This is a genomic window from Arachidicoccus ginsenosidivorans, from assembly GCF_007971385.1.
Classification (GTDB): Bacteria; Bacteroidota; Bacteroidia; order Chitinophagales; family Chitinophagaceae; genus Arachidicoccus; species Arachidicoccus ginsenosidivorans.
In genome coordinates, this window is record NZ_CP042434.1 from 1,273,028 (window position 1) to 1,296,611 (window position 23,584).

A 23,584-nucleotide genomic window follows, 5' to 3' on the forward strand; every position below is an offset into this window, starting at 1 on the left:
AAGAATACATATTACCTTCCATAAAAAAACAATATATGTCCTGGATCTAAGGCATTAATTGAACCAGTCTTTGTTTTAATAAAGGCGGTTTTAACCAGAATTTTATTTTCTTCAGGATCCCCTTGCCCATCCCAAAGCTGAGCATAATAAAGAATTCGGGGAACGCTGGAGATCAAATCTGTATAGCCCATATTACCATCTTTTGTTTCTTCGAAGGACACCAGTACCTTATCATTATTAAGACCGGTGGGATAAATGGTACCATCCAAGGTAACATCCTGCGGTGTCAGATGATCCGCAATCAGATACATCAACAATGAATCTTTTGTCCCCTGGATATTGTTTTTAAGATAATAGTTCAAAGAATCCAATAAAAAGAATTTGGATTGATCTACATTATTCTGCAAAAATAAGGTACGCATTTCCAGGTAATCTCTTATAGATCGATTGCTGGGTGCAAATACCGTCCCGGCTTTATTAACGGCATCCTGAATCCCTGCCGCATCAATGAGTTGTACCAGCGTATCAAATTGAGGCATTTGTTGAAGTGCCTCATAAGTTGTAGCTCCGGCAAAACGGTCTGCATTGGAAGTAGAGCCTCCTTTGATATAGTCCTTTTTACAGGAAACGATAGCAAGTAATAGTGAGAAAAATAAAAGTGCCTGCCAGCCTCTACGGCTTATATATCGGCTTATTTGACGATTTTTCATATTATTTAATTTAATATATTCAATAGGTTATCTGTCTGCATTTGCACTCCACCATGGGTTCTGGGTGAGCAGATTGTCATAAGGGAACAAAGTATTCATATTCAGCGGCCAGTAATAGCCCTTGTTTTGTGGGAGTACCCTGTCCGCAGGATAACCTACTCTTTCCAGCCAGTGCAACTCAGGCTCTGTTCTAATCAAATCATAGTACCAAATACCCTCTCCGATGAGTTCCCTGCCACGCTCTTTAAGAATTTCAGTTAAGACATCGTTTTTAGTCTGTACATCCTTATAGGAATCAATGCCTGCTCTGGATTCTGTTTTTTCCAGGTTATCCTTGGCACCTGCTAAGTCATTTTGATGAGCCAGCGCCTCAGCGTCCAGTAAGTATATATCTGCTAATCTTATTAAAACAAGGTCATTATCAATATAGGCATTGGTCTTTGCATCGGGATTCTGATAATTAAAATCAGTGTATTTTGTCAAAAGATAGCCTGCCTGATCACCTCCAGATGCCGCTACTTTACGGAAAAACCTACGAAACCTTAGGTCTTTTGTGGTATCAAACAGGGTATTGTCCACAATTCCTCCCGAAGGTGCTACCCAACAACTGGTATTTTTATTATCGACCAAATCACCTTTAAGGAAAGTGCCAAAGAAATCAAATTTGGCTTCGGCCCAATCATTTTGCGATTTAAAATTCGGATCATCCGCATTGTATTTCATGGGCAGCTCAAAAATGCTTTCTGATGAGACCTTGCCTTTCCAAATATTGGCATAATTATCCATGGATTCCAAAGAGTACCCACCTTGCTGTATCACCTTTTGACAATAAATATGTGTGCTATCATATTGATGTTGCCAGGCAAAAATCTGCGCCATAATTGCATATACCGTTGCTTTATTGGCTCTTGTAGTTAGTGAGGGATTCCCATCCGTATAATCTAGATACCCAGCTGCTGATCTAAGATCAATCAGGCAGGTATCCAGGACTTTGTCCTCATCAGATCTGGCAATGGGTGGGATATGTCCATAGTCAACATCATTAAAGGTGCGGGAAACATACACGGGATCTCCCCAGACGCGGGTAATATAAAATAAGTATAGGCCCTCATAAATAAGGCTTCACCTAAGTAACGATTCCTGCTGCTTTCTGAAGGAAAACTACTGGCACTCATTTTAGGCACATTTTCTAAAATAAGATTCGCCTGGGCGATCACTTTATAGAACCTGGACCAGTCCTGTAAATCTCCTTCTTTATAAGGTACATAAGAGAAATTATAAGGAGGATTTGTACTGGCCTTCACCTGAAAATTGGAATTATTGCTGGCCGGCAGAAAAGTCCCAGAAGTCAAATCTCCAAATATAAAATAACTCTGGCCCTGTCGGATATCCGCGCGAAATTGACCATATAAGGCAGCCGTCGCTTTTTCAACATTGGATTGGGATACCCAAAAGGCATCCCCATAGGTTGAATCAATAGGGCCGTCATGTAGTGCTTTATTGCAGGAGGCGAATAAAAGAAGTAAGGCGGTGGCAGAAAGACACCACTTCATTTGCTTTTTTTTGAATAAATTGATTTTCATAGAAAATTATTTTTTAATACCATGTATTAGATGATCAATAGAGTTTCAGTGCATATTATCTAAAACTGCACATTCAGGCCGATGGTATATTTATGTGGTTGGGGATAAAGTCCTCCGGTATATACACCCAGAGAATTTACCAGTTCGGGGTCAGGCATGGTATTGTTTTTATTTTTTAGGATCAAAACATTATCCATCATGACATATGCGTTTATTTTATCCACTTTTAATCTCTTGGTAACACTGGTAGGTAACTGATAATTCAACATTACATACTTGATTTTGAAGTAACTCCCATCCACATTCCACATATCAGAGAAGGGCCAGAACTGATAAAAATAACCGCCAAATGGTGTAATAGACGGAAAGTCTGCCTTATAATTTGGATCTTCTGCTTTTCCAGGAGTCCAATAATTTACATCACTTAAATCTGGAAGGCGGTTTTTAGCAAAATTGTTGATATTGCCGCCTATACCATCCATTTGTTGCTGGAAAAAGGTATTGACAACGGTTCTTTTCCAGGTAAACACACTGGAAATCTGTAAAGAGAAATTTTTGTAAGTAATATCATTGGTAAATCCACCGGTAAATTTAGGATTCGGGTTACCGGCAGGCCTGCGGTCTCCATATTGATCGCCATTGTCCTCTCCGACCCATACATCCCCATCTCCATTAATATCTTCCCAAATAGGATAACCAGGTTTGACTGGGTAATAACCTTTATAGTAAGTGATAACTTTACCGGTTAATGGATTAAAAGGGATTTCATCCTGATGGTTGTATACGCCAGCATAATGCATTTGATACAATTCGTAAATAGGTTGCCCTACCTCGAAGATGCGGTCGATACCATAACCATCTTTAATGGTCATGATTCGGTTATTATTGGGCAGCTTGGCAATCGCATTCTTATTATAGGTGAATACGAGTTGGGAATTCCACTGCACCTTACTGTTTGGGGAAAGATTGCGGGTATTTATGGATATATCTAAACCTCTATTATCGACCCAGAGATCTTTCGCATTAAAGCTGATCGAATTGAACCCTGTGAAAAAAGGAAGGGTAAAGTCATAATAATCATCTTTGGACAGTTTGTCATAAATATCAGCAGTAATGGAGATCCGGCTATTGAATAAACGCAGATCAATACCAATATTTTTTTGTTCCGTCCTGGTCCAGGTCAAATCATTTTTGGTCAGCCCATTATTAAAGTTAGGCTGAATGGCCTGTTGTCCATCGTAAGTACCTGAGACATCATAAGAATTATAGGGTGCATAGAAATCGGGAGACTGAGAACCAGCGATCCCCCAGCTGCCTCTTAATTTTAAGAAACTAACAATGCTTTTGGCGCCTTGCATAAAGCTTTCATCTGAAATAATCCAGCCGGCTCCAATGGCAGGAAAATAGCCCCATTTTGAATTGGCACCAAATCTGGAAGAAGCGTCTCCTCTGTAGGATAGATACAATAAATACCGGCTATTATAATCATATTGCACCTGCCCTACAAGAGACAACATCGCATCTTTCTTATAATAGGAATAGCCCCCTAAATCCGATTGCGGAATACCGCTAACGACTTTGATGTCATTGGTAGGTGTATTGTAACCATAAATCTGATTGCCCTTGGAAACATCTGAGGTATATTGCTGGGAAAGGGTTACCGCAAAATTATGTTTATTGCCATTTTTGGTATCCAGGGTTTTTATAAAGTTCAATCCGTTATTTAAAAAATAGGTAGCAAATGTTCCATGATCGGATTCTGCATAGGATTCGGTAGCAGAACCTCCTTGTAAAATAGCGACTTCATCCAGATTAGACGGTTCAAAATAATCTCTGTCGGAGGTACTGATATTGGCAGAACCCTGGAAAGAATACTTCAAAAATGGAAAGATGTCATAATTCAGATTAAAACTTACATTGTAGGCGTCGTTAATATTCTTATTTCTGATCTTACTATAAAGGCCTGTATAATTGGACGAATCAAACCCATTGAGTAAATAGAAAGAGGAAGGCTGAGAAGCACCAGAGAAGGGGGTATTTTCATCACTCAGATAATACTTCATCCCCCTTTGCCTGTCTCCTTTAGATAAGCCTATGATCAGAGAAGTATTAAGCTTGGGGCTGATTTTAAAATTAAAATTGCCTCTGATGGAATAGCGCTGATAGCCAAACTGTTTTATGACGCCGGTTTCGTTGTAATAGTTCATACTGACCCGGTAGTTTACAGCATCTGTCGCCGCTGATACCGTTGCATCAATATTATTAATCGTACCATTCTGATAGAAGAGCCCCTGCCAGTCGGTAGCATTATTAAAATAAGGATTCAGGCTATCTGTGAGTAATTGTGGTAACCCGTCTAACTGATCCGGAGAAGTAATATATTGATTAATGATCGCCAATTTGGCCTGCCTTTCTTCAGAACCGGTATAGGTTTTTAACAAATCGGGCCGCTGCGTTATCCCTGTATATGCGTTGATCCTAAACTGCGGTGTCTTAGAAGTTCCTTTTCTTGTTTTAATATAAATGACACCATTTGCACCTTTTGAGCCCCAGGCAGCGGTGGCAGCCGCATCCTTTTGAACGTCCACGGATTCTATATCGTTAATATTGATACCTGCCAGATAGTTGGTCCCGGTTGCATCGATATTATTCGAAATATCCTCTGGATTGGTCGGTACTCCATCAATCACATATAAAGGGCCCGACATTGCCTGTGCCTGCGCCACGCTATTATCCCCAATATTTGTATTGATTCTGGAGTTTCCTCTGACAACAACCGTAGGGGCGACACCGGGCTCGCCGCTGTATACCTGCACATTCAGGCCAGCAACCCGTCCCTGAAGTAATGCATCTACACTGGGAGATGGAAGGTTTTCAATTTCATCTCCAGAAACGGTGGATAATGCGGCTGTAGTGGTTCTCTTGGACTGAACCTGGGTGCCAATAACAACTACATCGCTCAGGTCAGATTGTTGGCTAGCATGCAGGGTAACTTTTAATTGCGCCGCTGCCGCTATTTTTTCAGTTTTGTAGCCAATAAAACTAAAGGTCAGCTCTGCGCCTTGCTTTTTGACTGTGAGCGTAAATGTTCCATCTTCGCGTGTCAATGTTCCATTCCTGCTGGATTCTTTTACAGTAACGCCCGCAATAGGTGCACCGGAGGAATCAACAACCTCGCCTGCCACTGGAAATCCTTGCTGAGCATAACTGAGTGAAACATAGAAAGCACACAACACAAGAAATAAGAATTTCTTCATGAATTAGCTTTTTTTAGGTGTTTTAAAATAAAATTGGTTAACAATGACCATTTAGCCTAGCAGCCACATGATCCTAAACAAAGGAAGGGATGTTTTTTTGTTTTTTTAAACAATCGCAAACAATTACATACCTAAATAGTTCATTTTCAAATCATCAAACGTTTGCACAAATTTTTTGATAAAATGATTTCACTTAAATTTTTGTTACAACAACTAAAAAATAAGACTTATACAACAGCAGCAATACATTGAACTGCCACATAAAACAGCATAGAAGCAATCGCTTTAATCACAAAAGATACATAGAAGCCTATAGGTGACCCGATTTTAAATACTTGTCACCCATTGGAAAATAAATAAGACAAAAAATCTCACAACAAATGAATAGCCGTTAATTGTAGTGTACAATTATCTGATTAAATGGTTTTTGGGATAGTCAAAAAACCAAAATGCTTTTTTGCCATTTTTAAAATCAGCCCAGTGTTCAATATCGGCTTTTACCCCGTAGATACCACAGGTAGGCACTACATCTACCCTTACTTTGGTCAACTTATTGACAAAATCAGTAAGGCCGGTATTGTGCGAGAATAATGCAACGGATTTATAATTATCGGGTAAGGATTGTACGACTTCAAAAAAGTTTTTAACATTGGCCTGATATAGCCTGGAATCTTTAATTACAGGTACTGCTTTAAAGACCTGGGCAAAATAGGCACAGGTAGCATAGGCTCTATTGGCATCGCTTGACACTAGAGCATCAAGCGCAATTTCTTTTTTAAAGATTTCTGCAGCCATAAATGGCGCATCTCTTTTGCCCCTGTCATTGAGGGGTCTGTCAAAATCATCTTCCCAAGGATTCTGCCAACTGCTTTTTGCATGACGGATAATGAGTAGTTCTTTCATTGAAGGTGGCCTTTTAACTGCCTAACAAATATACATTTTGGAAGTTAACCACCCAAATAGCGCTGGGGATAATTCTAATTTTTTCGTAGGTTTGATTTATGGAAACATCCACCCCTTAATACGACTGAGCTCCATCCTGGACAATGATTTTTATAAATTTACCATGCAATGCGCTGTGGTAAGCCTTTTTGCCGATGTAAAGGCAAAATATAAATTTATCAACCGTGGTGAGCACCATTTTCCACCGGGATTTGGGGAAGCGCTGCGTAAATGTGTAGACGCCATGTCTGAACTCAGGTTACAGCCTGAAGAAAAAGCCTACCTTTTTAAGACCTGCCCCTATCTTAGCCCGGCTTATATTGATTTTCTGGCAGGATATAAATATCACCCTAAGGAGGTACATATTGAGCAAAACGGCTCATCACTTGAGGTGACTATTGAAGGCTATTGGTTCAGAACAATCTTATGGGAAGTACCACTATTATCCTTAATCAGCGAACTTTTTTATATTACTACCGGTCAAAAACGAATAGACGACAAAGAGATTGAAAGGCGCACTGAGGAAAAAATCCGCTTATTTAATCAGCTTGGGGTAACCGTGGCCGATTTTGGAACGCGCAGAAGACACTCTTTTGCAGTCCATCAATTAATAGCGGCTACGCTGAAAAAATTTCACGGAAACAGTTATATCGGTACCAGCAATGTACATCTGGCCAGAATAACAGGCGTAAAGCCTATTGGCACGCATGCCCATGAATGGTTTATGTTTCATGGAGCCTATTATGGTTTTAAGATGGCCGGAGGCCTGGGGCTGGAAAACTGGGCCACTGTATTTCAGGGTGACCTGGGGTGGCATTATCGGATACCTATACCACAGATATTTTCTTTAAGCAGTTCAATAAAAAACTCTCAAAATTATTTGACGGTGTCCGCCATGATTCTGGTGACCCGGTTTTATTTGCGGAAAAAACGATTGCCCATTATAAAAATCTGGGTATCAATCCACTTCACAAATTTATTATCTTCTCTGATGGCTTAAATCCAGAAAAAGTTGCCCATATTGCCCAGTCTACTAAAGGACGAATTGGCATTTCCTTTGGAATTGGGACCAATTTAACCAATGATGTCGGATTGGAACCCATGAATATTGTCATTAAACTCTCCTCCATCCAGGTAGGCGAAAATCTCCCAATTGCTACCATAAAATTGTCTGATGAAAAAGGTAAATATACAGGGGATCCTGCCATGATCGAACTTGCACAAAAAATACTCGGTATTGCTCCAACGCAAAATTCAGATGAGGTAGGTAGGTAGGTAGGTAACTAGTCACGATGGCAACATATACAAATAATCATTAACATCATGTTCCGCAATATGTTATTACATTTGCCCACAACGATTCAGTTACTTTTTATTTTCACTGGATCATTATTTTTAGCAGAACATACTATATGATACAAGACAAGAATTTTTTGATGCGCAGGTTAAAAGAGCTGGCCGCTATGCTCAATAAGCAAATCGGCTCTTTTCCGGACAATATACTCGGCATTACCCAAGCGGATATTGATCAACAGATTTATACGGCAACGTCGCTTTCTGTAGCCGATTTTTTAGCGCTGGATGATCAAGGCCTCGAAGATACGATTGCAAAATACGGAGCGCAAGGCGCTCCCTTGATGCTGGATTTTCTGGGCAATCTTTTTTATTATCAGTTCCAGATGTCAGGTGATAAGGCATATCTTAAAAAAGCGCAGGATTTTTATGCAAGGTTCCAACAAGAAAGCGGCACCTTTTCCATGGTTTATTTTCAACGGCTCCAACAAAGTTAATTAGCAACTCCATCCTATTGAACTTACGATTAGCAGGTTAAAACAAAGGATTATTGTTTTGGATTTGTCTGTTATTCACTGCATTGCCTTTAGTTGGGAGTAATCCGGTTTAGCCACCAGATTCATTACTATTGACCTTCCAAAGAACGTAACCACTGATAAAATGGACCAAAGGCCTGACGCCAGTATTTTTCCTCATGCACCCCTTGCGGATCCACTACCGTTTTTGTTACTATAGATGGATGGGACTTTAGCAGAAGGGTCATCTGGTCTAATCGTTGTTCTAAACTGTCCCCCTCTTTAGCGCCACCATAAAAATAAAAACCCGAGTGGTCTAAACTATTACCTGTGAGGGCTTTATCAGTGCTTTGATAAATTTCCGGCGCAATCCAAAATGAAGGGGAGAATATACCAGCCCTGCCGAAGATATCAGGATAAGTAAGCGCAATATAATAACTGATTAAACCACCCATTGAACTGCCACAGACTGCTGTGTGTCTTGCATCTGGTTTTGTTCGGTAGTGACTATCAATATACGGCTTAAGTGTTTTTGCCAAAAATGCAGCATATGCCTTGCCCTGCGCTTTCCCAAACTGCTTATTATTAAAGGGATTATATTCCTGCATCCTTTCATTTTCCCCGTTATCAATGGCCACAACAATACATTGCTGACTTTTGGGTAGACTGTTGAGATATTCATCAACGCCCCATTCCTGAGAAAAAGCGGTCGCCTCATCAAAAACATTTTGCCCATCCTGCATATACAAAACCGGGTAATGCCGCTCTGGCATTTGCGCATAATCTTCAGGAAGGTATATCCAAATTCTTCTTTTTCTTTGTAATTCAGGCATTTCAAATGCACTATCTACAATCTTAACATTGTCGGCAGCGGTACTTCTAATAGGTGCTTTGGGAAAATTATCTGCCCAACCTTCCACCTTTAACCCTACCTGCATGACATTTCTGCCTGGCTGCTTTTCAACTTCCAGCGTCCTGTTGGCTATGGCACCACCTTCGTTATCTGTTTCTACTGTCTGCCAGTTCCCTCTGACCACCTTAAAAGCATGATCACCAACCAAGAGCTTTGTCTTCAGTATATAAATGCCCTTGCGGTTCCGTTTAAAAATAAAGTTGGTGTCTGCCGTATGCCAGCCGTTGAAATCACCTGCCAGGTATAATGAATCATTGGCATGCGGCAATGTATCGCCTGGAAGCTGTAGCTCAAATAATACGGTCTGTCGGGCTTGTTTAGTCGGCATAAACGAAAGTAAACAAAATATAGTAATAAAAAATAATAGAACCTGCGGTTTCATCGGGGGAATAGATTTTTTATTTATGATGCTGACCTCCTATTCAACTGCCACTGCCCCACCGATAGGTTTGCTGGTCCAGGCCAATCAGATCGATCAAGCGGTTTACAACTGTCATAGCTACCTGTTCAATCGTTAATGGCTGGCTATAATAGGATGGTGTCATTGGACAAATAATCCCACCTGCTAGTGTTACGGCTTCCATATTACGAATATGAATCAGATTATAAGGGGTTTCCCGAACGCCTAAAATTAAATTTCTGCGCTCTTTTAGCATTACATCTGCAGCTCTAGTAACCAAATCATCACTGATACCTCCAGCGATCCTGCCTAAAGTCCCCATGCTGCAAGGCACTATCAGCATATCTGTAAACCTGGCAGAACCGGATGCAAATGGCGCATTAAAATCATATTTGTCATAATAATGCACAGGATAATTGGCATAATCCTTACTGCCAAGTTCTGTTTCCCAGACAGTCCTGGCATTCTTACTCATCACTATGGCCAATTCAGTCCATTGACTTTTAAGCTCCAGTAAACTTTCAATCAAAAGCCTGGCGTAGATGGCGCCGCTGGCTCCCGTAATTGCAAGTGCTATTTTTTTGTCCATCATATTACTATGCAAGTTAACTAACCTCTGTGAATTTGGTCTCAATTGCTGTCTATTTTGCTATTTTCCAGCGTAAGGATCGGCCCCGGCGCTATAATTTCCATCAATTAGCGCACAAAGTGCCCTTAAAACATACATTTAGCTGTACCTTTGCCCCTAGAAGAAATAATGGCATGATTGTAATTGATAATATATTAGTCAGTGATGATGTACTTAGTGAACAATTTGTTTGTGATCTAAGTAAATGTAAAGGAGGCTGTTGTGAAGATGGTGATGCCGGCGCGCCCCTTATGGATAGTGAACTTGAAGAATTGCAGCAAAATTTTGAGGCCATCAAGCCCTATCTTACCGCTGAAGGTCTGGCAGAAATAGAAAAACAAGGCAAATATGTTTATGATAAGTTTTTCGGCTGGGTGACGCCAACTATTAATAATGCAATCTGCGCTTATGGCTACCGGGACGAACAAGGCATTGTCAAGTGTGGTATTGAGCAAGCCTATAATGATGGTAAACTGGGCTGGAAAAAGCCAGTTAGCTGCCATCTTTTCCCGATTAAAACAGAAAAAAGCAGGCTAGATAAAGACCTGGAATTTGTGAACTACGTCCCAAGAGAAGATCTCTGCAAGGCTGCCTGTAAATTAGGAAAAAAATTAAAAGTCCCAGTTTATAAATTTTTAAAGGAAGCTATCATCCGAAAATACGGCCCTGAATTTTACGAAAGCCTGGAGGCCACAGCCGCACACATGCAGCAAAATAAATAAGGGTTCTTAATGCCCCACCTAAGGAAATAGACCAAATAGATTTAGAAGAAAGCACATGACGCCTGAAAGAAAAGAAAAATTGCAACGCGTATTAAGTAATAGGCAGTTTGATCTGACGGTTATTTTTGAAAATGTCCAGGATCCACATAATATTGCGGCAGTCCTTCGTACCTGTGAATCAGCAGGTATCCAGGAGGTCCATATTTTAAATCACACAATTGCTCCTCATCCGAAGTTTGGTGACTCACTTGGCTTTAGAAGTTCCAGTAGCGCCTGGAAATGGTTGACACTGCATTACCATGACAATCTACAGGCATGTGTAAGTCAGGTAAGGGCTGAAGGCTTTAAACTGATGGCTACTGCCTTAAATGAAAAGGCGGTTGATCTTTATTCTATTGATTTTACGGAGCCACTGGCCCTGGTATTTGGAAATGAAAAAAAAGGTGTTTCCCCTGAAATGCTTGCCTTATGTGATGGCAATTTTCTCATTCCACAAATGGGTATCATCCAATCGCTCAATATATCCGTTGCCTGTGCCATTTGTTTATATGAGGCGTTTCGTCAAAAATATACAAAAGGGCATTATGAGCGAAATAATTCCAAAAATCCAAAATACAGAGATGTCGCCAACCAATGGGGGTTAGAATAACCTCAATAATATATATGTGGTTATCCTTGCAACTCCACACAGTAAACTGTAATTGTGCCCCAAATCCGTCCCCAAATCCTAGTGCTAAATAATCTGCTAACTCTTAGGGAGTCTTTCGCATTTTTTGTAGAAACCTACCTAAAGACCCTGAAAACTTCCGGATCATGGCATGGCCGATTCATACAATTCATACAAAACACTATTGGCGTTAACACCATATGAATGCCACTAAAAAGGCCTTTGCATCTACCTGAACAAAGCATATTTTTAGAGGCCAAATTTGATCGATAATGAGAAATAGGGCGCTGCACCAAAATGTGGATTATGAATATTATCATCACTTCTAAATATCGATTTAAGGGTTCTTTCCTGATAATAGGCACTTCGACCTGCAGCCAGTCCCGCAGTAGCTGCAATGGACCAGGTCTTGCCGATAGAAAACTCCGGTTGCAAACCTGTAGTAAAATATTGATGTGTAAACATCAGTTTCTTATTTCCTTTATTTTCCAGCGCCATCGATCCATCAAATGATGCAATTAGATTCAATTTAAAATGGTCATTGAACTTTTTTCCAGCAGACGCCTCCAGACTGTTTACGATTGACACATTTATCTCATAATCTCCTTGGGTCCGCCAATTGACATAAACTCCAGGGAAAATCATTGGATAACCTAATAGGGTATTGACAACGGGTCCCAAACCCACGTCCAGATTTTTGCGAAGATGCCAAATAAAGAGCACACCTCCATTGCCCATTACATTTTTGAAACCTATTTTTGAAAGCTGGGTATGTTCCGCATAAACACCTGCTCCAGCCATAGCTAGCATGGACCATTTTTGCGACATGGGCCATAAGTGCATTAAGGTTAAATTAGCATCAGCAATTTTATCAGGACCAAACCCGGGCTCCATCGATTTATTGGAAAAAGAAGTATAACTTGCACCTATGCCCAATGCCCAGAATTTGACTGGTTTATGATCTTCATCAACCTCAACAGAAAGTGGAATCCTGGCATTTAAAGAAAATATCTTGGCATTTCCCTTTGCTTTTGTTTTTACATTATCTGCGTTTGTATAGCTTGAGTTGCCTATATATTCGGATTTAATTTCAACCTGAGCCTTTGCATGCCAAGTGAAGAAAACCATAAGTATGACAATCAGCAATTTTACCTTGTTAAACATATTTTTTTGATTAGGATATTTTTTAAAACAATTTTATAAATAATAAATCCACATTGAAACATTATTAATATCAATTCTTCAGTAATTTGATTACTTTAAAGAAAAGTTATTCCATATGCAGGCACCCCTTGGCCTCATTTTAAAGGTTGCCGGGCAGTCGTTTCACTCCCCTATGAAGAAGTGATAACATTTCTGTTCAGCCAAACCACACTTAAAGAAGCATCATTTAATAAATACAGATTCTAAAATCAAACACAACCGCATTACCAATACATAGAATACCTGCGCCTTGATCACTTTTAATTTGAGATTTATGGAGATTCCCCGATCAGTTTGTAAAATGCCATACACATAAAACAATTTTTAAGAAATCATTCCAAATCCTGCATCGAACTGATAAGTTAAAGGTGCTACTTCCGGCCTCCAATTATTTTTCTACAAAAAAGCCATCACTTATGAATCCTCAAACTCATGAATGTTTCTTCTACGCACTATCTCGTATTTATCCACGGGCTGCTGTATGCCATTAGCACATTGCCCAACTGGTAGCATAGCCTTTGGGATTAAAACAAAGCCTAAAGCGATTATTGGCACAACCATAAGTAGTACCCATTGTATAAAAATCATAATTGAATTAATTTGAAGTGAGACACTTCACAGAAGCCATACCCCTATAGCCTGTCCAAAATTTTTGAAGATTTATTTTATTTAACATTTAGAATTTAATAAGGACAGTCATAATTGCAATTTGGAGGATTTTTCAAAATACAATTATAGAAGCTATTTTGTTTGTAACATGTTTCCCGCTCCAAAATCCTCATTTGGCTTCCTTCTAGCGCCTCAATCATGCTGAAGTCATAAATAAAGGCAAGGGTTGGGCACCACCTGATATTAAGAAAATCCATGGATTTTTAGCTGCCCCGCAATACTTGTGAGGAAAAAGACACAATAAATTATATCACGCTAGGTAACATCATCAAAAAAAGCGCTTAACCTTGCAGCTCCTTTCTATAAGCAATTGGTACTTATCAATTTGTTACTCTTGTGGAATTTAACAAATTTTCAAAAACTCATGGAAATGGTAAAAAGTGATTTTAAAACGTGTTTTATTAACACATAATACCACCAACTTTCCCCCAACCCTTTACCTAACGAACGTTTGCAGTAAAAACTAGGCAAGATCGCTTTTAGTCTTTTTTTTTAATTTCAAGCAGAAATATTTTTTTTATTAAATTTTGTGGCCTAATTTAGCTCCACATTTAACAAATTCGTGAATAGTCGTATCCAAAATATTAGCCTCAACAATTCTGTAGTGTCCTCCACTACCGGGACGATTATTATTACCCTGTAAAGGGTAAATCATTGTATATATCATCCACTGGGCCCGCAAGGCTGATTCGTAGAAGCTACATTTATAGCACTACTGTGGAAGCGCATTTTGACCAACAACTCTCATTAAACAAAAATAAAATTTATCTATGTACGTCTTAAAATTTGGAGGCTCCTCTGTGGCCAACGCGGAAAATATCCGAAAAGTCGCAGCAATCGTCCAGTCTTCTGATGCGAAACAAGTCGTTGTGGTCGTATCAGCTCTTGGCGGTATGACCAATGAACTTTTGACGCTGGGCACTAAAGCTGCTGAAGGAGATGAAAACTATAAAGGCCATCTGGATGATCTCAGAGAAAGGCATTTGAATGTTGTCAAATCCTTACTACCCATCACCGGCCAAAGCAGCTCTTTGAGTCTGGTCATGCAACTATTCAATGAACTCGAAGATATTGCAGAAAGTATCTTCCGTTTACGAGAATTTTCACCCGCCACCAAAGACCGAATCCTGGCTTTCGGTGAAACTTTATCCAGCAAAATCATCGCTGCCTATTTTGCCTCACTGAATCTCTCCCACCGGTGGCTGGATGCGAAAAATGTCATCTTGACTAACTCAAAGTTTAGTAATGCTAAGGTGCATCTGGAGCCAACCATGGAAATTATAAGCAAAACGATCCAAAACTTTAATGAAAAAATCATTTTGGTTCCAGGTTTTATTGCCAGCAATAAAAAAGGACAGACCACCACTCTTGGAAGAGGGGGTTCTGATTACACAGCAGCCCTATTTGCGGCTGCACTGAATGCAACTAGACTTGAAATCTGGACGGACGTTTCAGGAATGATGACTGCTGATCCAAGATGGGTCAGTGGCGCGAGAATCATTCAGCATATCACTTTTAAGGAAGCCATGGAGCTTTCTCATTTTGGGGCCAAGGTTATCTATCCCCCAACCATTATTCCTGCAATGAATGCAGGCATCCCTATTCTTATTAAAAACACCTTTGATCCTGAAGCACCGGGAACACTTATTGATAACGAGCCCACCACTCATGAATTAGAACAGGAAATTGTCACCGGGATCTCCAGTATGACAGAAATCGCCTTGTTAAGTATCGAAGGAAGTGGTATGGTGGGTGTACCTGGTACATCAAAAACCTTATTTGAGACCCTGGCCGCAGCGCAAATCAATGTAATTTTAATTACACAAAGTTCATCCGAACATTCTATATGTGTAGCAGTTGACGCAGCAGATATTGAGCTAGCAAAAGAAGCCCTGGACAGTAGCTTCAATAATGAAATTACCACCGGAAAAATAGAACCGATTAAAATTGAACGGGGTCTTTCTATCGTAGCCCTGGTGGGTGATAAAATGAAGAGTCATCCAGGTATTAGTGGAAAAATGTTTTCTGTTCTCGGCCGAAATGGTATAAATGTCAGAGCCATCGCACAAGGCAGTTCAGAAAAAAACATTTCAGCCGTCATTGCTTTTGAAGATGTCAAAAAGGCTATCAACGTCTTGCATGAAGCGTTTTTCGAGAAGGTCTATAAACAGTTAAACCTGTTTATTGTTGGCGTAGGCAATGTGGGTTCCCGTTTACTCGCACAGCTAAAGCAACAAAAAAGCTATTTACAGCATAACTTAAATATCCAACTACGCATCGCAGGTCTGGCAAATAGCCGCAAAATGGTCTTTTCTGATAATGGCGGCGTTTCGTTGGATCACTGGGAGCAGGCACTACAGGAAGGTCAGCAATTTGAACTTTCTGCCTTTATCAATACAGTGATTGAAAAAAATGTCCGCAATGCGGTGGTAGTAGACGTAACTGCCAATGCAGCCATTGCTGGCACCTATAAAAAATTCTTGGAAAAAAGCGTTGCTGTAGTGGCCTGCAATAAGATCGCCTGTTCATCTTCTTATGAGGACTATCAACAATTAAAATCTTTATCCAAAGCTTTTAATGCACCCTTTTTCTTTGAGACTAATGTTGGCGCAGGACTTCCTGTTATCGGCACTTTAAATGATTTGCTCAGAAGTGGGGATGAAGTAGTAAAAATACAGGCTGTTTTATCTGGAACTTTAAATTTTGTCTTCAATAACTATGACACGACCAAAACCTTTGAGCAGGTCGTGGCAATGGCACAGCAGGAGGGTTACACAGAACCTGATCCCAGACTGGATCTGGGTGGCACAGATGTGATGCGTAAGATCCTGATTCTGGCGCGGGAGTCTGGCCATGCCCTGAATATGGAAGATATCCAAAATACGCCTTTCTTGCCTGCTTCTTGCTTTGAAGGAAGTGTTGAAGATTTTTATGGCCAATTAAAAGTACATGAAGATCACTTTAAAAAATTATATGAAGCCGCAGCCAATGAAGGTTGCAAGCTTAAATATGTGGCCAGCTTTGAACAAGGGAAGGCAAGTGTGGGTTTACAGGCAGTATCTGCTCAGTCCGATTTCTTCCACTTATATGGGAAAGATAATATCGTTTTATTTTATACCAAACGTTATCCGGATCAACCCCTGGTGATCAAAGGAGCTGGTGCCGGTGCAGATGTTACTGCAAGCGGTGTATTTGCTGACTTGATAAAAACAGTTTATTAATTTAAAAGCTATTAAAATAAATAAAATGAAGGCTTGTATAGCATACGCACCCGGTACAGTTGCAAATCTGGTCTGTGGATTTGATATTCTGGGTCTTTGTCTGGATTCCCCGGCGGACAAAATGGAAGTCCGTTTAACCGATACATCCGAGATTGTCATAAAAAGTGCAGATGGCTACCCTTTGCCGGAGGATCCGGCGCTCAATACAGCAGGTGCGCCACTTTTGGAAATGCTTGCTGATCTTGAAAAAAAAGTAGGCTTTGAAATATTGATACATAAAAGAATTAAGCCGGGAAGCGGTATTGGCTCCAGTGCCGCAAGCGCCGCAGGTGCCGTCGTAGCCGCTAATTATTTATTGGGTAACCCATTTGATAAAGTCCAGCTTATCCAATACGCCATGGCTGGAGAAAAGGTCGCGAGCGGTGTAAAGCATGCGGACAATGTTGCGCCCTGCATATTTGGGGGCATTACCCTGATCAGAAGTATTGCGCCTCTGGATATTATTCCTTTGGCAGCCCCTGATTTATACGTTAGTGTCGTCCATCCGCAAATTGAAGTAAAAACGGCAGATGCACGTGCAATTCTTCGCCAGCAAATCCCCTTAAAAAATGCTATTAAGCAATGGGGCAATATTGCTGGACTGGTAACGGGTATTCTGAAAAACGACCTGGCGCTCATTAGCAGAAGCCTGGAAGACCATATCATCGAACCCATTCGCAGCACCCTTATTCCGGGCTTTCAACAAATCAAAAATAATTGTAAACAGGCCGGCGCACTCGGTGGAGGTATCTCAGGCTCTGGCCCTTCCATATTTATGTTAAGTAGCTCCAGAAGCATTGCTGAGGGCGTAGAGAAAATCATGCAACAGACATACACAGAACTTGGGATTGATTACCATAGTTATGTATCTATGATCAATAAAGAAGGAGTCAGGATCGAAGAGGTAGAAAATTAGCAATAGTCATCCAAGCAATATCAATTGCTTACCATTAAAAATTTAAATATTTTCCATGCAATATTATAGTTTACAACATCAGGCGCCAAAGGTTTCTTTTAAAGAAGCGGTTTTAAAAGGCCAGGCGCCGGATAAAGGCTTATATTTTCCTGAGGCGCTCCCAAAGCTGCCCAAGGATTTTATTAAAAATCTGCCTTCGCTTTCTAAAGAAGAAATAGGTTTCACAGTTATGCAACCCTATGTGGGAGAAGATATACCAGAAAAGGCGCTGCGAACCATTGTAGAAGAGACTGTTAGCTTTGATTTCCCGTTGGTAAAAATAAATGACCATATTTCTTCTTTGGAGCTCTTTCATGGCCCCACTTATGCCTTTAAGGATGTGGGCGCCCGATTTATGAGCCGCTGCCTTGGTTATTTTCATCAAAGTGAAACTAAAAAAACCACCATCCTGGTAGCTACTTCTGGTGACACAGGAGGTGCCGTTGCTAATGGATTCTTAGGTGTGGAAGGTGTAGAAGTAATCATTCTCTATCCAAGTGGAAAGGTAAGCCCCATTCAAGAACTCCAATTAACCACCTGTGGGCAAAACATTACTGCCTTAGAAATAGAGGGTAGCTTTGATGATTGTCAGGCCATCGTAAAACAGGCTTTCATGGATCAAGATTTAAAGCAGGCATACAACCTTACCTCTGCCAATTCTATTAATGTAGGCAGGTGGCTGCCTCAACAACTGTATTATTTTTATGGTCTCCAAGCATGGCAAGGCGAGAAACCGCCGGTCATAAGTGTGCCTAGTGGGAACTTCGGCAATATCTGTGCAGGTATACTAGCGCATATAAGTGGTCTTCCAGTTGAGCATTTTATTGCCGCTTGCAATATCAATGATACAGTCCCTGTTTTCATGCAGACCGGCAATTATCAGCCTAAAGCCTCTATACCCACAATTTCTAATGCGATGGACGTAGGAAGCCCAAGTAACTTTAGCCGCATACTGGAAATCTTTGGTGGTGAGGCCGAAAAGCTGAAAACGCGCTTTAGTAGTGTTTCTGTTACAGATGAGCAAACAAAAGCAACCATTAAAGCAGTCTACGACAAAACAAAGTACTTACTGGATCCGCATGGCGCTGTCGCCTATCGTGCACTGGAAGATTATCAAAGTGAACGTCCGACAGACAAAGGCTTTATTTTGGAAACGGCGCATCCGGTTAAATTTCCGGATGTGATTGAGTCCCTTCTCAACATCAAAATACCATTACCTGAAAATGCGACTCAGTTGAATCCGGCAGATAAATGCTCGATTGAACTTGCTGCTAGTTTTGAATCTGTAAAATCCTGGTTGTTGTCAAGGTAACCCAGAGTTATTATTCGATACATTAATAAAAGGAGCCGAGGGATCGATTTTAAACAAAGTCATCTCCCACGGCTCCTTTTATTTCTTACGTTTGCAAATAACCTTCCGATGTGGATAGTGGTTGACGATCCAGAATAATTGTAAAGACACTTCCTTTCCCTTTTTTTGTCTCAATCGTCAAATTACCTCCGATTATCTTTAACATTTGTAAAATCATTATGCTGCCATTCCCATCGCTGTTTTCTCCATTGATAGCGTCCATATAATGCTGCACCTGAATATCGGTGAGTCCTTGACCAGTATCTTCAACGCTAATGCGCAGTTTATCCTTACTAACTACCGCTTTAATCCAGATATGTCCGTTTTCCGTATACTTATTCGCATTATCCAATAAATTACGTATAATTAAGGCTAAGATATCCTTATCGGTATTCCATTGCAAAGCAGAGGATTGTATATCCAGTAGGTTTCCATTATAACTCAGAATTTCATTATAAAACCGATGTACATCATCGAATACTTCTTGAATCAGCACATTCTTAATATGTACTTTAAATGCATTTTGCTGACTCACAGCCCAGCCGAAAAACTGTTCTATAAACGCCCATAGCCCGCCCACGGATTTGTGCAATTTTTTTAAATCTTCCAAATTATCCGCTTTTGACCGATCCATAAACTGCCGAATCAGCTGATGACTGATCGTCCCCAAAAAACGTACTGGTGAGCGTAAATCATGGAGAATCATTGCTATGATTTGTTCTTTTACCCGATTGCTTTGTTTAAGTGCCTCCTGAGATACCTCTAATTCGGTGGTTGTTAACCTGAGCTCTGCAGTTCTGGCATTGACCAGCCGCTCTACTTCCAGGTTTTTACGTTTAAGCGTTGCAATCCTTCTACGGGAAATTATATAGCCTGCCAATGCAAATAACAATAGCATCATTGTATAAAACCACCAAGTATTATAAAAATAAGGCAGCACTTCAAATCGTAATCTGAGCGAGCCATTGGAGGAAGACTTATCATAGCCCATTTTCTTAATCAGCACCTGATAATTACCAGCCGGAAGCCGGTTAATATTAATCATTCCAGAGTGTGGTAGCTCCATCCATGTTGAATGATGATCCTCACCCTGAATTTGATACATTAATACAAGATTCCTTGGATTCCCAAAATACGGACAACTCACTTTGATCTCCAATTGATTAAAATCGGGCGATAAATTATTAACAGTCAGCGTACTATCCACTTTTATTTCGACTGAATCCACTTTTAGTGCGTCAATAAAAAGACGTTGTTTAGGCACATCAATCGTTAAGCTATCCGGATTAAATTTAACTAAGCCTCGCATGGATGGCAGGGCCAGCATCCCATTTTTTAGCCATTGAAAAGCAGGAATACAGCCTCCATTGAATTCATTGGTAGGCAATCCATCTTTATTATCCAAGGCATAAAAATGAAATTCAGGTACTTTTCCCGTAAGGTAATCGACCATGTTTTGAATAGAAACCCTATACAAGCCATTATTAGTCGTCAGCCAAAAATGGCCTTTATGGTCATCAATAAAAGCATGAATCGTATTAAAGGCATTTAACGGCCCCAATGGCAATTTATACACTTTCCCTTCCTTATACATAAATCCACCGCTTCCATCACTACCCAGCCAAAGACGGCCATGTTTATCGGCATAAAATGATCTAAAGCTAACTGAATCCAAAATTGTTTTTTCAATTTTGTTTGTCTTTAAATTATACCATTTTAGGCCATTGGTGGTTAATAGATAATAATGATCTCCATGAATGGGAAATAACCCTTTCGCTTTTACATCCGAATAATCAATTGGTAACCTTTTTTGAGCAAACACTTTCCCTTCTTTGGAAACGATTCTATAAGAAGCATGTGTGCATAATAATAGCTTATTGCCAGAGTAAGGCAATATACTCACCAAATGTTCCTCCAAAGGCAGTAATTCTTTAACTATATCTGTCCTCGGTTGGTAGCTATTGAATGAATATTCGTTTTCATAATACAACACACCCGCGCTATCCACATAACTGGTATAGAAATTCCCTTTAAATTCTTTGTAATAAGCTTCCCCACTTGGTGGAATGATGGTATTTCTAACGACCAGTGAATCACCCGGTAACTTTGCAATGGAATAAAGATAATTAGCGCCTGTCTGTTTTGGTGTCGGCGGCACTTCAAAATCTGATACTTTTATAACATAAAAACCTGCAGTCCTTGAACCAAAATAATAGGTGTTATTGGAAGGATTATAATAAAGACAATCTGGAGATTCAATGGATAATGCTTTTAATACCAGTTTTGTTGTAATGACGCCATGATCCATAAAAATCCTATAAAGGGCATTATCAACAAGAATAAAGGATCCTGTAGGACACCAAAAAGTCATAAAGTCTCCTTGCAAAAAGTGGGCACTCTTTAACACCTCCCCTTTCAATTTGGTTTGTTGAAGTAATTGACCATTTTCCCAAACGGCAATTTTACCTGTTTTCCAAAATTGAAGCATATATTTAGCACCTAAAGCAATATTTTCAATTGGCTTTTGTGACCAGGTCTTTAATAAGTGGTATCCGTGGTTTATATAATAGACATTCCCTTCATAGAATAGATAAATATCCCCATTGGCAAGGCTGGCATGTTTTCTAACTGTCGGTAAATTGCTGGTTGCACTTATACTGTCCCAAAGTGAGCCAATTATGGGGTTTTTGTTTAAATACCCCCAGGTGGGATAATAATAGGGGCTTTCCCCCTTCATTAACCATGGTAACGGGCTCATAAAATGCCCCATTGGTTTGGTTACAATGTTCTGATAATGTAAATTTTCAGCGTAAACGTTACCTGCTGTATCCAGTTTCATATCCTGGATGCGAGCATCCAAAAGTCCTGGAATATTATTAATTCCATAAACCTTTAATTCCTTATTATCAAAGCGGATCAGTCCTGCTTCCGATCCCATCCAGAGATAACCATTTTTATCAAATAAAAGAAATTTAATGGAATTCTGCGGCAGTCCATTTTCTGAAGTGTAATGCTCAATTACATAGGGTAACCCTTGCCCATCCACTTGCTTAGTTATTGGGGGGCATAGGTTTTGACAAAAAACAATAATACAAACTACATAAAACAAATTTGGCTTCACAACTACCAATTATTCTGGGACATGTAATGAATCTTAATTGAAGCCAAATATACGTTCAAATATCCTATTATCACTACCAGATTTGCTGAGCAAACATTTTGCTTACAATATCAATCCAATGAAAACTTATGCTCTCTGGCCATATTGGAAAGCTCAATCAGACTTTTTACCTTCAGTTTTTCAAAGATTCGGCCGCGATAGGTACTGGCAGTAGAAGGATTTAATTGCAATGTATTAGCGATTTCAATAATACCCTTCCCTTCTAAAAGCAGCATCATTACAGCAAATTCTCTTTGTGATAACAAATCAAAAAGACTATTGACCTTTTTGCCTTTCACCATCATAGTTCTACTTTCCAGTACGCCTTCTGGATAGTATCTTTTACCTAAGTAAATATTACGAATGGCCTTTTTAAGTTCTTCATCAGAATCGCTTTTGCACACATAACCATAGGCTCCCGCATTCATATATCTTAGGGCAAAAATCTCTTTAGGGTTAACGCTGACAAAAAGTATTTTTAAATTAGGCCGCAAGGACAATGCTTCTTGCATCATTGACATACAATCCATTCCAGGCATCATAATATCGCTAATCAGCAAATCATAAGCCTGGGTCTTTATTTTTTCTAAAATACCTATAAAATCACTAGCGAAGTCAATTTTTGTATTTGCACCCAGTGTTTCTTTTGTTAAAAGTTCCAATCCAAAACGAACTGGAAAATGGTCATCAGCAATTAAAACCGTAAAGGACATGATCTTGTAATATTAATTTAATAATTAAAAAATTCTCTAGTTCTCATAATCTCAAGAGCATCATCCCAACGTTACCGAATGGGGCACTAAGTTAAGCGTATCCTTGAAACAATTAGTTTTTCATGTGGTTTTTCGATTTGTAAATGGTGGGTTGCCCCTTAATTCAACCCACCATTCTATGAGAACAGTTCCATTTGGCATATCTCTTTGGCCAGGAATAGCTCAATTTGATCAACTTAAACGCCATGATTGCATTCTCATAATTCATGTTGATTTTCAACCGATTACTAAATAACTACTTTAACGGCAATTATCCATCTTTTTAAATTGCTTGCCTTCTTCACGGTTTCACGCGCTTAATGGCACGTCAGCTTAATAGGCCATCACAACTCATTAATTAGTTTTATCCGTTTATAATTAATTGACTTCAGGATCAGTTTGTCTACCCATAACAACTAAACCCCTACAATTTTGAACATGTAATTCTTTCTCACCCTTTTACCTGAAGTCATTTTGGAACCGTAATTATTACAACTCTACCTTTAAATGACTTAAGACTTGGACAAAAGTATTGTAACTCCCTATAGGCCTTTGTAGCTATTCAGCTACAAAGACCTATAGGGAGTTACAATTTATTCAATCA

At 39.8% G+C, this 23,584-nt stretch carries 16 protein-coding genes and 1 pseudogene; 7 read left to right on the top strand and 10 right to left on the bottom strand.

The features are described from left to right. Window positions 1-11 precede the first annotated feature (11 nt). The 5 genes from FSB73_RS05180 to FSB73_RS05200 all read right to left on the bottom strand — a co-directional run bounded on the left by FSB73_RS05180 (window position 12) and on the right by FSB73_RS05200 (window position 6,453). The gene (locus FSB73_RS05180; protein ID WP_146780436.1) at window positions 12-710 is read right to left on the bottom strand and encodes a fasciclin domain-containing protein; all 699 of its coding nucleotides are present in this window, start codon (window positions 708-710) and stop codon (window positions 12-14) included. A 27-nt stretch (window positions 711-737) separates the two neighbouring features. Beyond that, window positions 738-1,775: a RagB/SusD family nutrient uptake outer membrane protein gene (locus FSB73_RS05185; protein ID WP_158639422.1), complete on the bottom strand. Its 1,038-nt coding sequence runs from the start codon at window positions 1,773-1,775 to the stop codon at window positions 738-740. Beyond that, window positions 1,682-2,293, bottom strand: coding sequence for a RagB/SusD family nutrient uptake outer membrane protein (locus FSB73_RS05190; RefSeq protein ID WP_146780438.1), 612 nt, complete (start codon window positions 2,291-2,293; stop codon window positions 1,682-1,684). The genes FSB73_RS05185 and FSB73_RS05190 overlap by 94 nt, the downstream gene beginning before the upstream one ends. 59 nt (window positions 2,294-2,352) lie before the next feature. Beyond that, window positions 2,353-5,550: a SusC/RagA family TonB-linked outer membrane protein gene (locus FSB73_RS05195; RefSeq protein ID WP_146780439.1), complete on the bottom strand. Its 3,198-nt coding sequence runs from the start codon at window positions 5,548-5,550 to the stop codon at window positions 2,353-2,355. A 408-nt stretch (window positions 5,551-5,958) separates the two neighbouring features. Further along, window positions 5,959-6,453 carry a SixA phosphatase family protein gene (locus FSB73_RS05200; protein WP_146780440.1) on the bottom strand — a complete coding sequence of 165 codons (495 nt, stop codon included), beginning with the start codon at window positions 6,451-6,453 and terminating at the stop codon, window positions 5,959-5,961. 163 nt (window positions 6,454-6,616) lie between these two features. Here FSB73_RS05200 and pncB point away from each other — a divergent pair. Continuing rightward, a pseudogene (pncB, locus tag FSB73_RS27430) lies at window positions 6,617-7,767 on the top strand (nicotinate phosphoribosyltransferase). Window positions 7,768-7,904: 137 nt separating this feature from the next. Next, on the top strand, window positions 7,905-8,282 hold the full coding sequence (locus FSB73_RS05210; RefSeq protein WP_146780441.1) for a hypothetical protein: 378 nt from the start codon (window positions 7,905-7,907) through the stop codon (window positions 8,280-8,282). A gap of 128 nt (window positions 8,283-8,410) precedes the next feature. Here FSB73_RS05210 and FSB73_RS05215 read toward each other — a convergent pair whose 3' ends face one another. Beyond that, window positions 8,411-9,541 carry an alpha/beta hydrolase gene (locus FSB73_RS05215; protein WP_158639423.1) on the bottom strand — a complete coding sequence of 377 codons (1,131 nt, stop codon included), beginning with the start codon at window positions 9,539-9,541 and terminating at the stop codon, window positions 8,411-8,413. Between the two features lie 94 nt (window positions 9,542-9,635). Further along, window positions 9,636-10,205 (bottom strand): UbiX family flavin prenyltransferase, encoded by a 570-nt coding sequence (locus FSB73_RS05220; protein ID WP_146780443.1) that lies wholly within the window; start codon window positions 10,203-10,205, stop codon window positions 9,636-9,638. A 26-nt stretch (window positions 10,206-10,231) separates the two neighbouring features. Between FSB73_RS05220 and FSB73_RS05225 the strand changes: the two genes are divergently transcribed. Together FSB73_RS05225 and FSB73_RS05230 are read left to right on the top strand one after the other, a co-directional pair. Continuing rightward, window positions 10,232-10,963: a DUF3109 family protein gene (locus FSB73_RS05225; protein ID WP_225974504.1), complete on the top strand. Its 732-nt coding sequence runs from the start codon at window positions 10,232-10,234 to the stop codon at window positions 10,961-10,963. Between the two features lie 55 nt (window positions 10,964-11,018). Further along, window positions 11,019-11,612 (top strand): TrmH family RNA methyltransferase, encoded by a 594-nt coding sequence (locus FSB73_RS05230; RefSeq protein WP_146780444.1) that lies wholly within the window; start codon window positions 11,019-11,021, stop codon window positions 11,610-11,612. Between the two features lie 267 nt (window positions 11,613-11,879). Here FSB73_RS05230 and FSB73_RS05235 read toward each other — a convergent pair whose 3' ends face one another. Then, window positions 11,880-12,794 carry a DUF6268 family outer membrane beta-barrel protein gene (locus FSB73_RS05235; RefSeq protein WP_146780445.1) on the bottom strand — a complete coding sequence of 305 codons (915 nt, stop codon included), beginning with the start codon at window positions 12,792-12,794 and terminating at the stop codon, window positions 11,880-11,882. Between the two features lie 1,478 nt (window positions 12,795-14,272). On the opposite strand from FSB73_RS05235, the gene thrA reads away from it, so the two are divergent. From thrA to thrC, 3 genes are read left to right on the top strand one after another with little or no spacing between them, the layout of a single operon-like run. Then, window positions 14,273-16,723 carry a bifunctional aspartate kinase/homoserine dehydrogenase I gene (thrA, locus tag FSB73_RS05240; protein WP_146780446.1) on the top strand — a complete coding sequence of 817 codons (2,451 nt, stop codon included), beginning with the start codon at window positions 14,273-14,275 and terminating at the stop codon, window positions 16,721-16,723. Window positions 16,724-16,748: 25 nt separating this feature from the next. Then, window positions 16,749-17,678 carry a homoserine kinase gene (locus FSB73_RS05245; protein ID WP_146780447.1) on the top strand — a complete coding sequence of 310 codons (930 nt, stop codon included), beginning with the start codon at window positions 16,749-16,751 and terminating at the stop codon, window positions 17,676-17,678. A gap of 55 nt (window positions 17,679-17,733) precedes the next feature. Beyond that, window positions 17,734-19,029, top strand: a complete 1,296-nt coding sequence (gene thrC, locus FSB73_RS05250) for a threonine synthase (protein ID WP_146780448.1) — start codon at window positions 17,734-17,736, stop codon at window positions 19,027-19,029. A gap of 85 nt (window positions 19,030-19,114) precedes the next feature. On the opposite strand, the gene FSB73_RS05255 is transcribed toward thrC, so the two are convergent. Both FSB73_RS05255 and FSB73_RS05260 read right to left on the bottom strand, forming a co-directional pair. Then, window positions 19,115-22,114, bottom strand: coding sequence for a sensor histidine kinase (locus FSB73_RS05255; RefSeq protein ID WP_146780449.1), 3,000 nt, complete (start codon window positions 22,112-22,114; stop codon window positions 19,115-19,117). Between the two features lie 185 nt (window positions 22,115-22,299). Beyond that, complete coding sequence (locus FSB73_RS05260; protein WP_146780450.1) at window positions 22,300-22,941, bottom strand: response regulator; 642 nt, start codon at window positions 22,939-22,941, stop codon at window positions 22,300-22,302. Window positions 22,942-23,584: the final 643 nt, after the last annotated feature.

Coding starts and splice junctions, on each gene's coding strand:
- FSB73_RS05210 (WP_146780441.1), top strand. CDS start 7,905: ATGATACAAGACAAGAATTTTTTGATGCGCAGGTTAAAAGAGCTGGCC.
- FSB73_RS05245 (WP_146780447.1), top strand. CDS start 16,749: ATGAAGGCTTGTATAGCATACGCACCCGGTACAGTTGCAAATCTGGTC.
- FSB73_RS05195 (WP_146780439.1), bottom strand. CDS start 5,550: ATGAAGAAATTCTTATTTCTTGTGTTGTGTGCTTTCTATGTTTCACTC.
- FSB73_RS05200 (WP_146780440.1), bottom strand. CDS start 6,453: ATGAAAGAACTACTCATTATCCGTCATGCAAAAAGCAGTTGGCAGAAT.
- FSB73_RS05230 (WP_146780444.1), top strand. CDS start 11,019: ATGACGCCTGAAAGAAAAGAAAAATTGCAACGCGTATTAAGTAATAGG.
- FSB73_RS05235 (WP_146780445.1), bottom strand. CDS start 12,794: ATGTTTAACAAGGTAAAATTGCTGATTGTCATACTTATGGTTTTCTTC.
- FSB73_RS05260 (WP_146780450.1), bottom strand. CDS start 22,941: ATGTCCTTTACGGTTTTAATTGCTGATGACCATTTTCCAGTTCGTTTT.
- FSB73_RS05190 (WP_146780438.1), bottom strand. CDS start 2,293: ATGAAAATCAATTTATTCAAAAAAAAGCAAATGAAGTGGTGTCTTTCT.
- thrA (WP_146780446.1), top strand. CDS start 14,273: ATGTACGTCTTAAAATTTGGAGGCTCCTCTGTGGCCAACGCGGAAAAT.
- FSB73_RS05220 (WP_146780443.1), bottom strand. CDS start 10,205: ATGATGGACAAAAAAATAGCACTTGCAATTACGGGAGCCAGCGGCGCC.
- thrC (WP_146780448.1), top strand. CDS start 17,734: ATGCAATATTATAGTTTACAACATCAGGCGCCAAAGGTTTCTTTTAAA.
- FSB73_RS05180 (WP_146780436.1), bottom strand. CDS start 710: ATGAAAAATCGTCAAATAAGCCGATATATAAGCCGTAGAGGCTGGCAG.
- FSB73_RS05215 (WP_158639423.1), bottom strand. CDS start 9,541: ATGCCGACTAAACAAGCCCGACAGACCGTATTATTTGAGCTACAGCTT.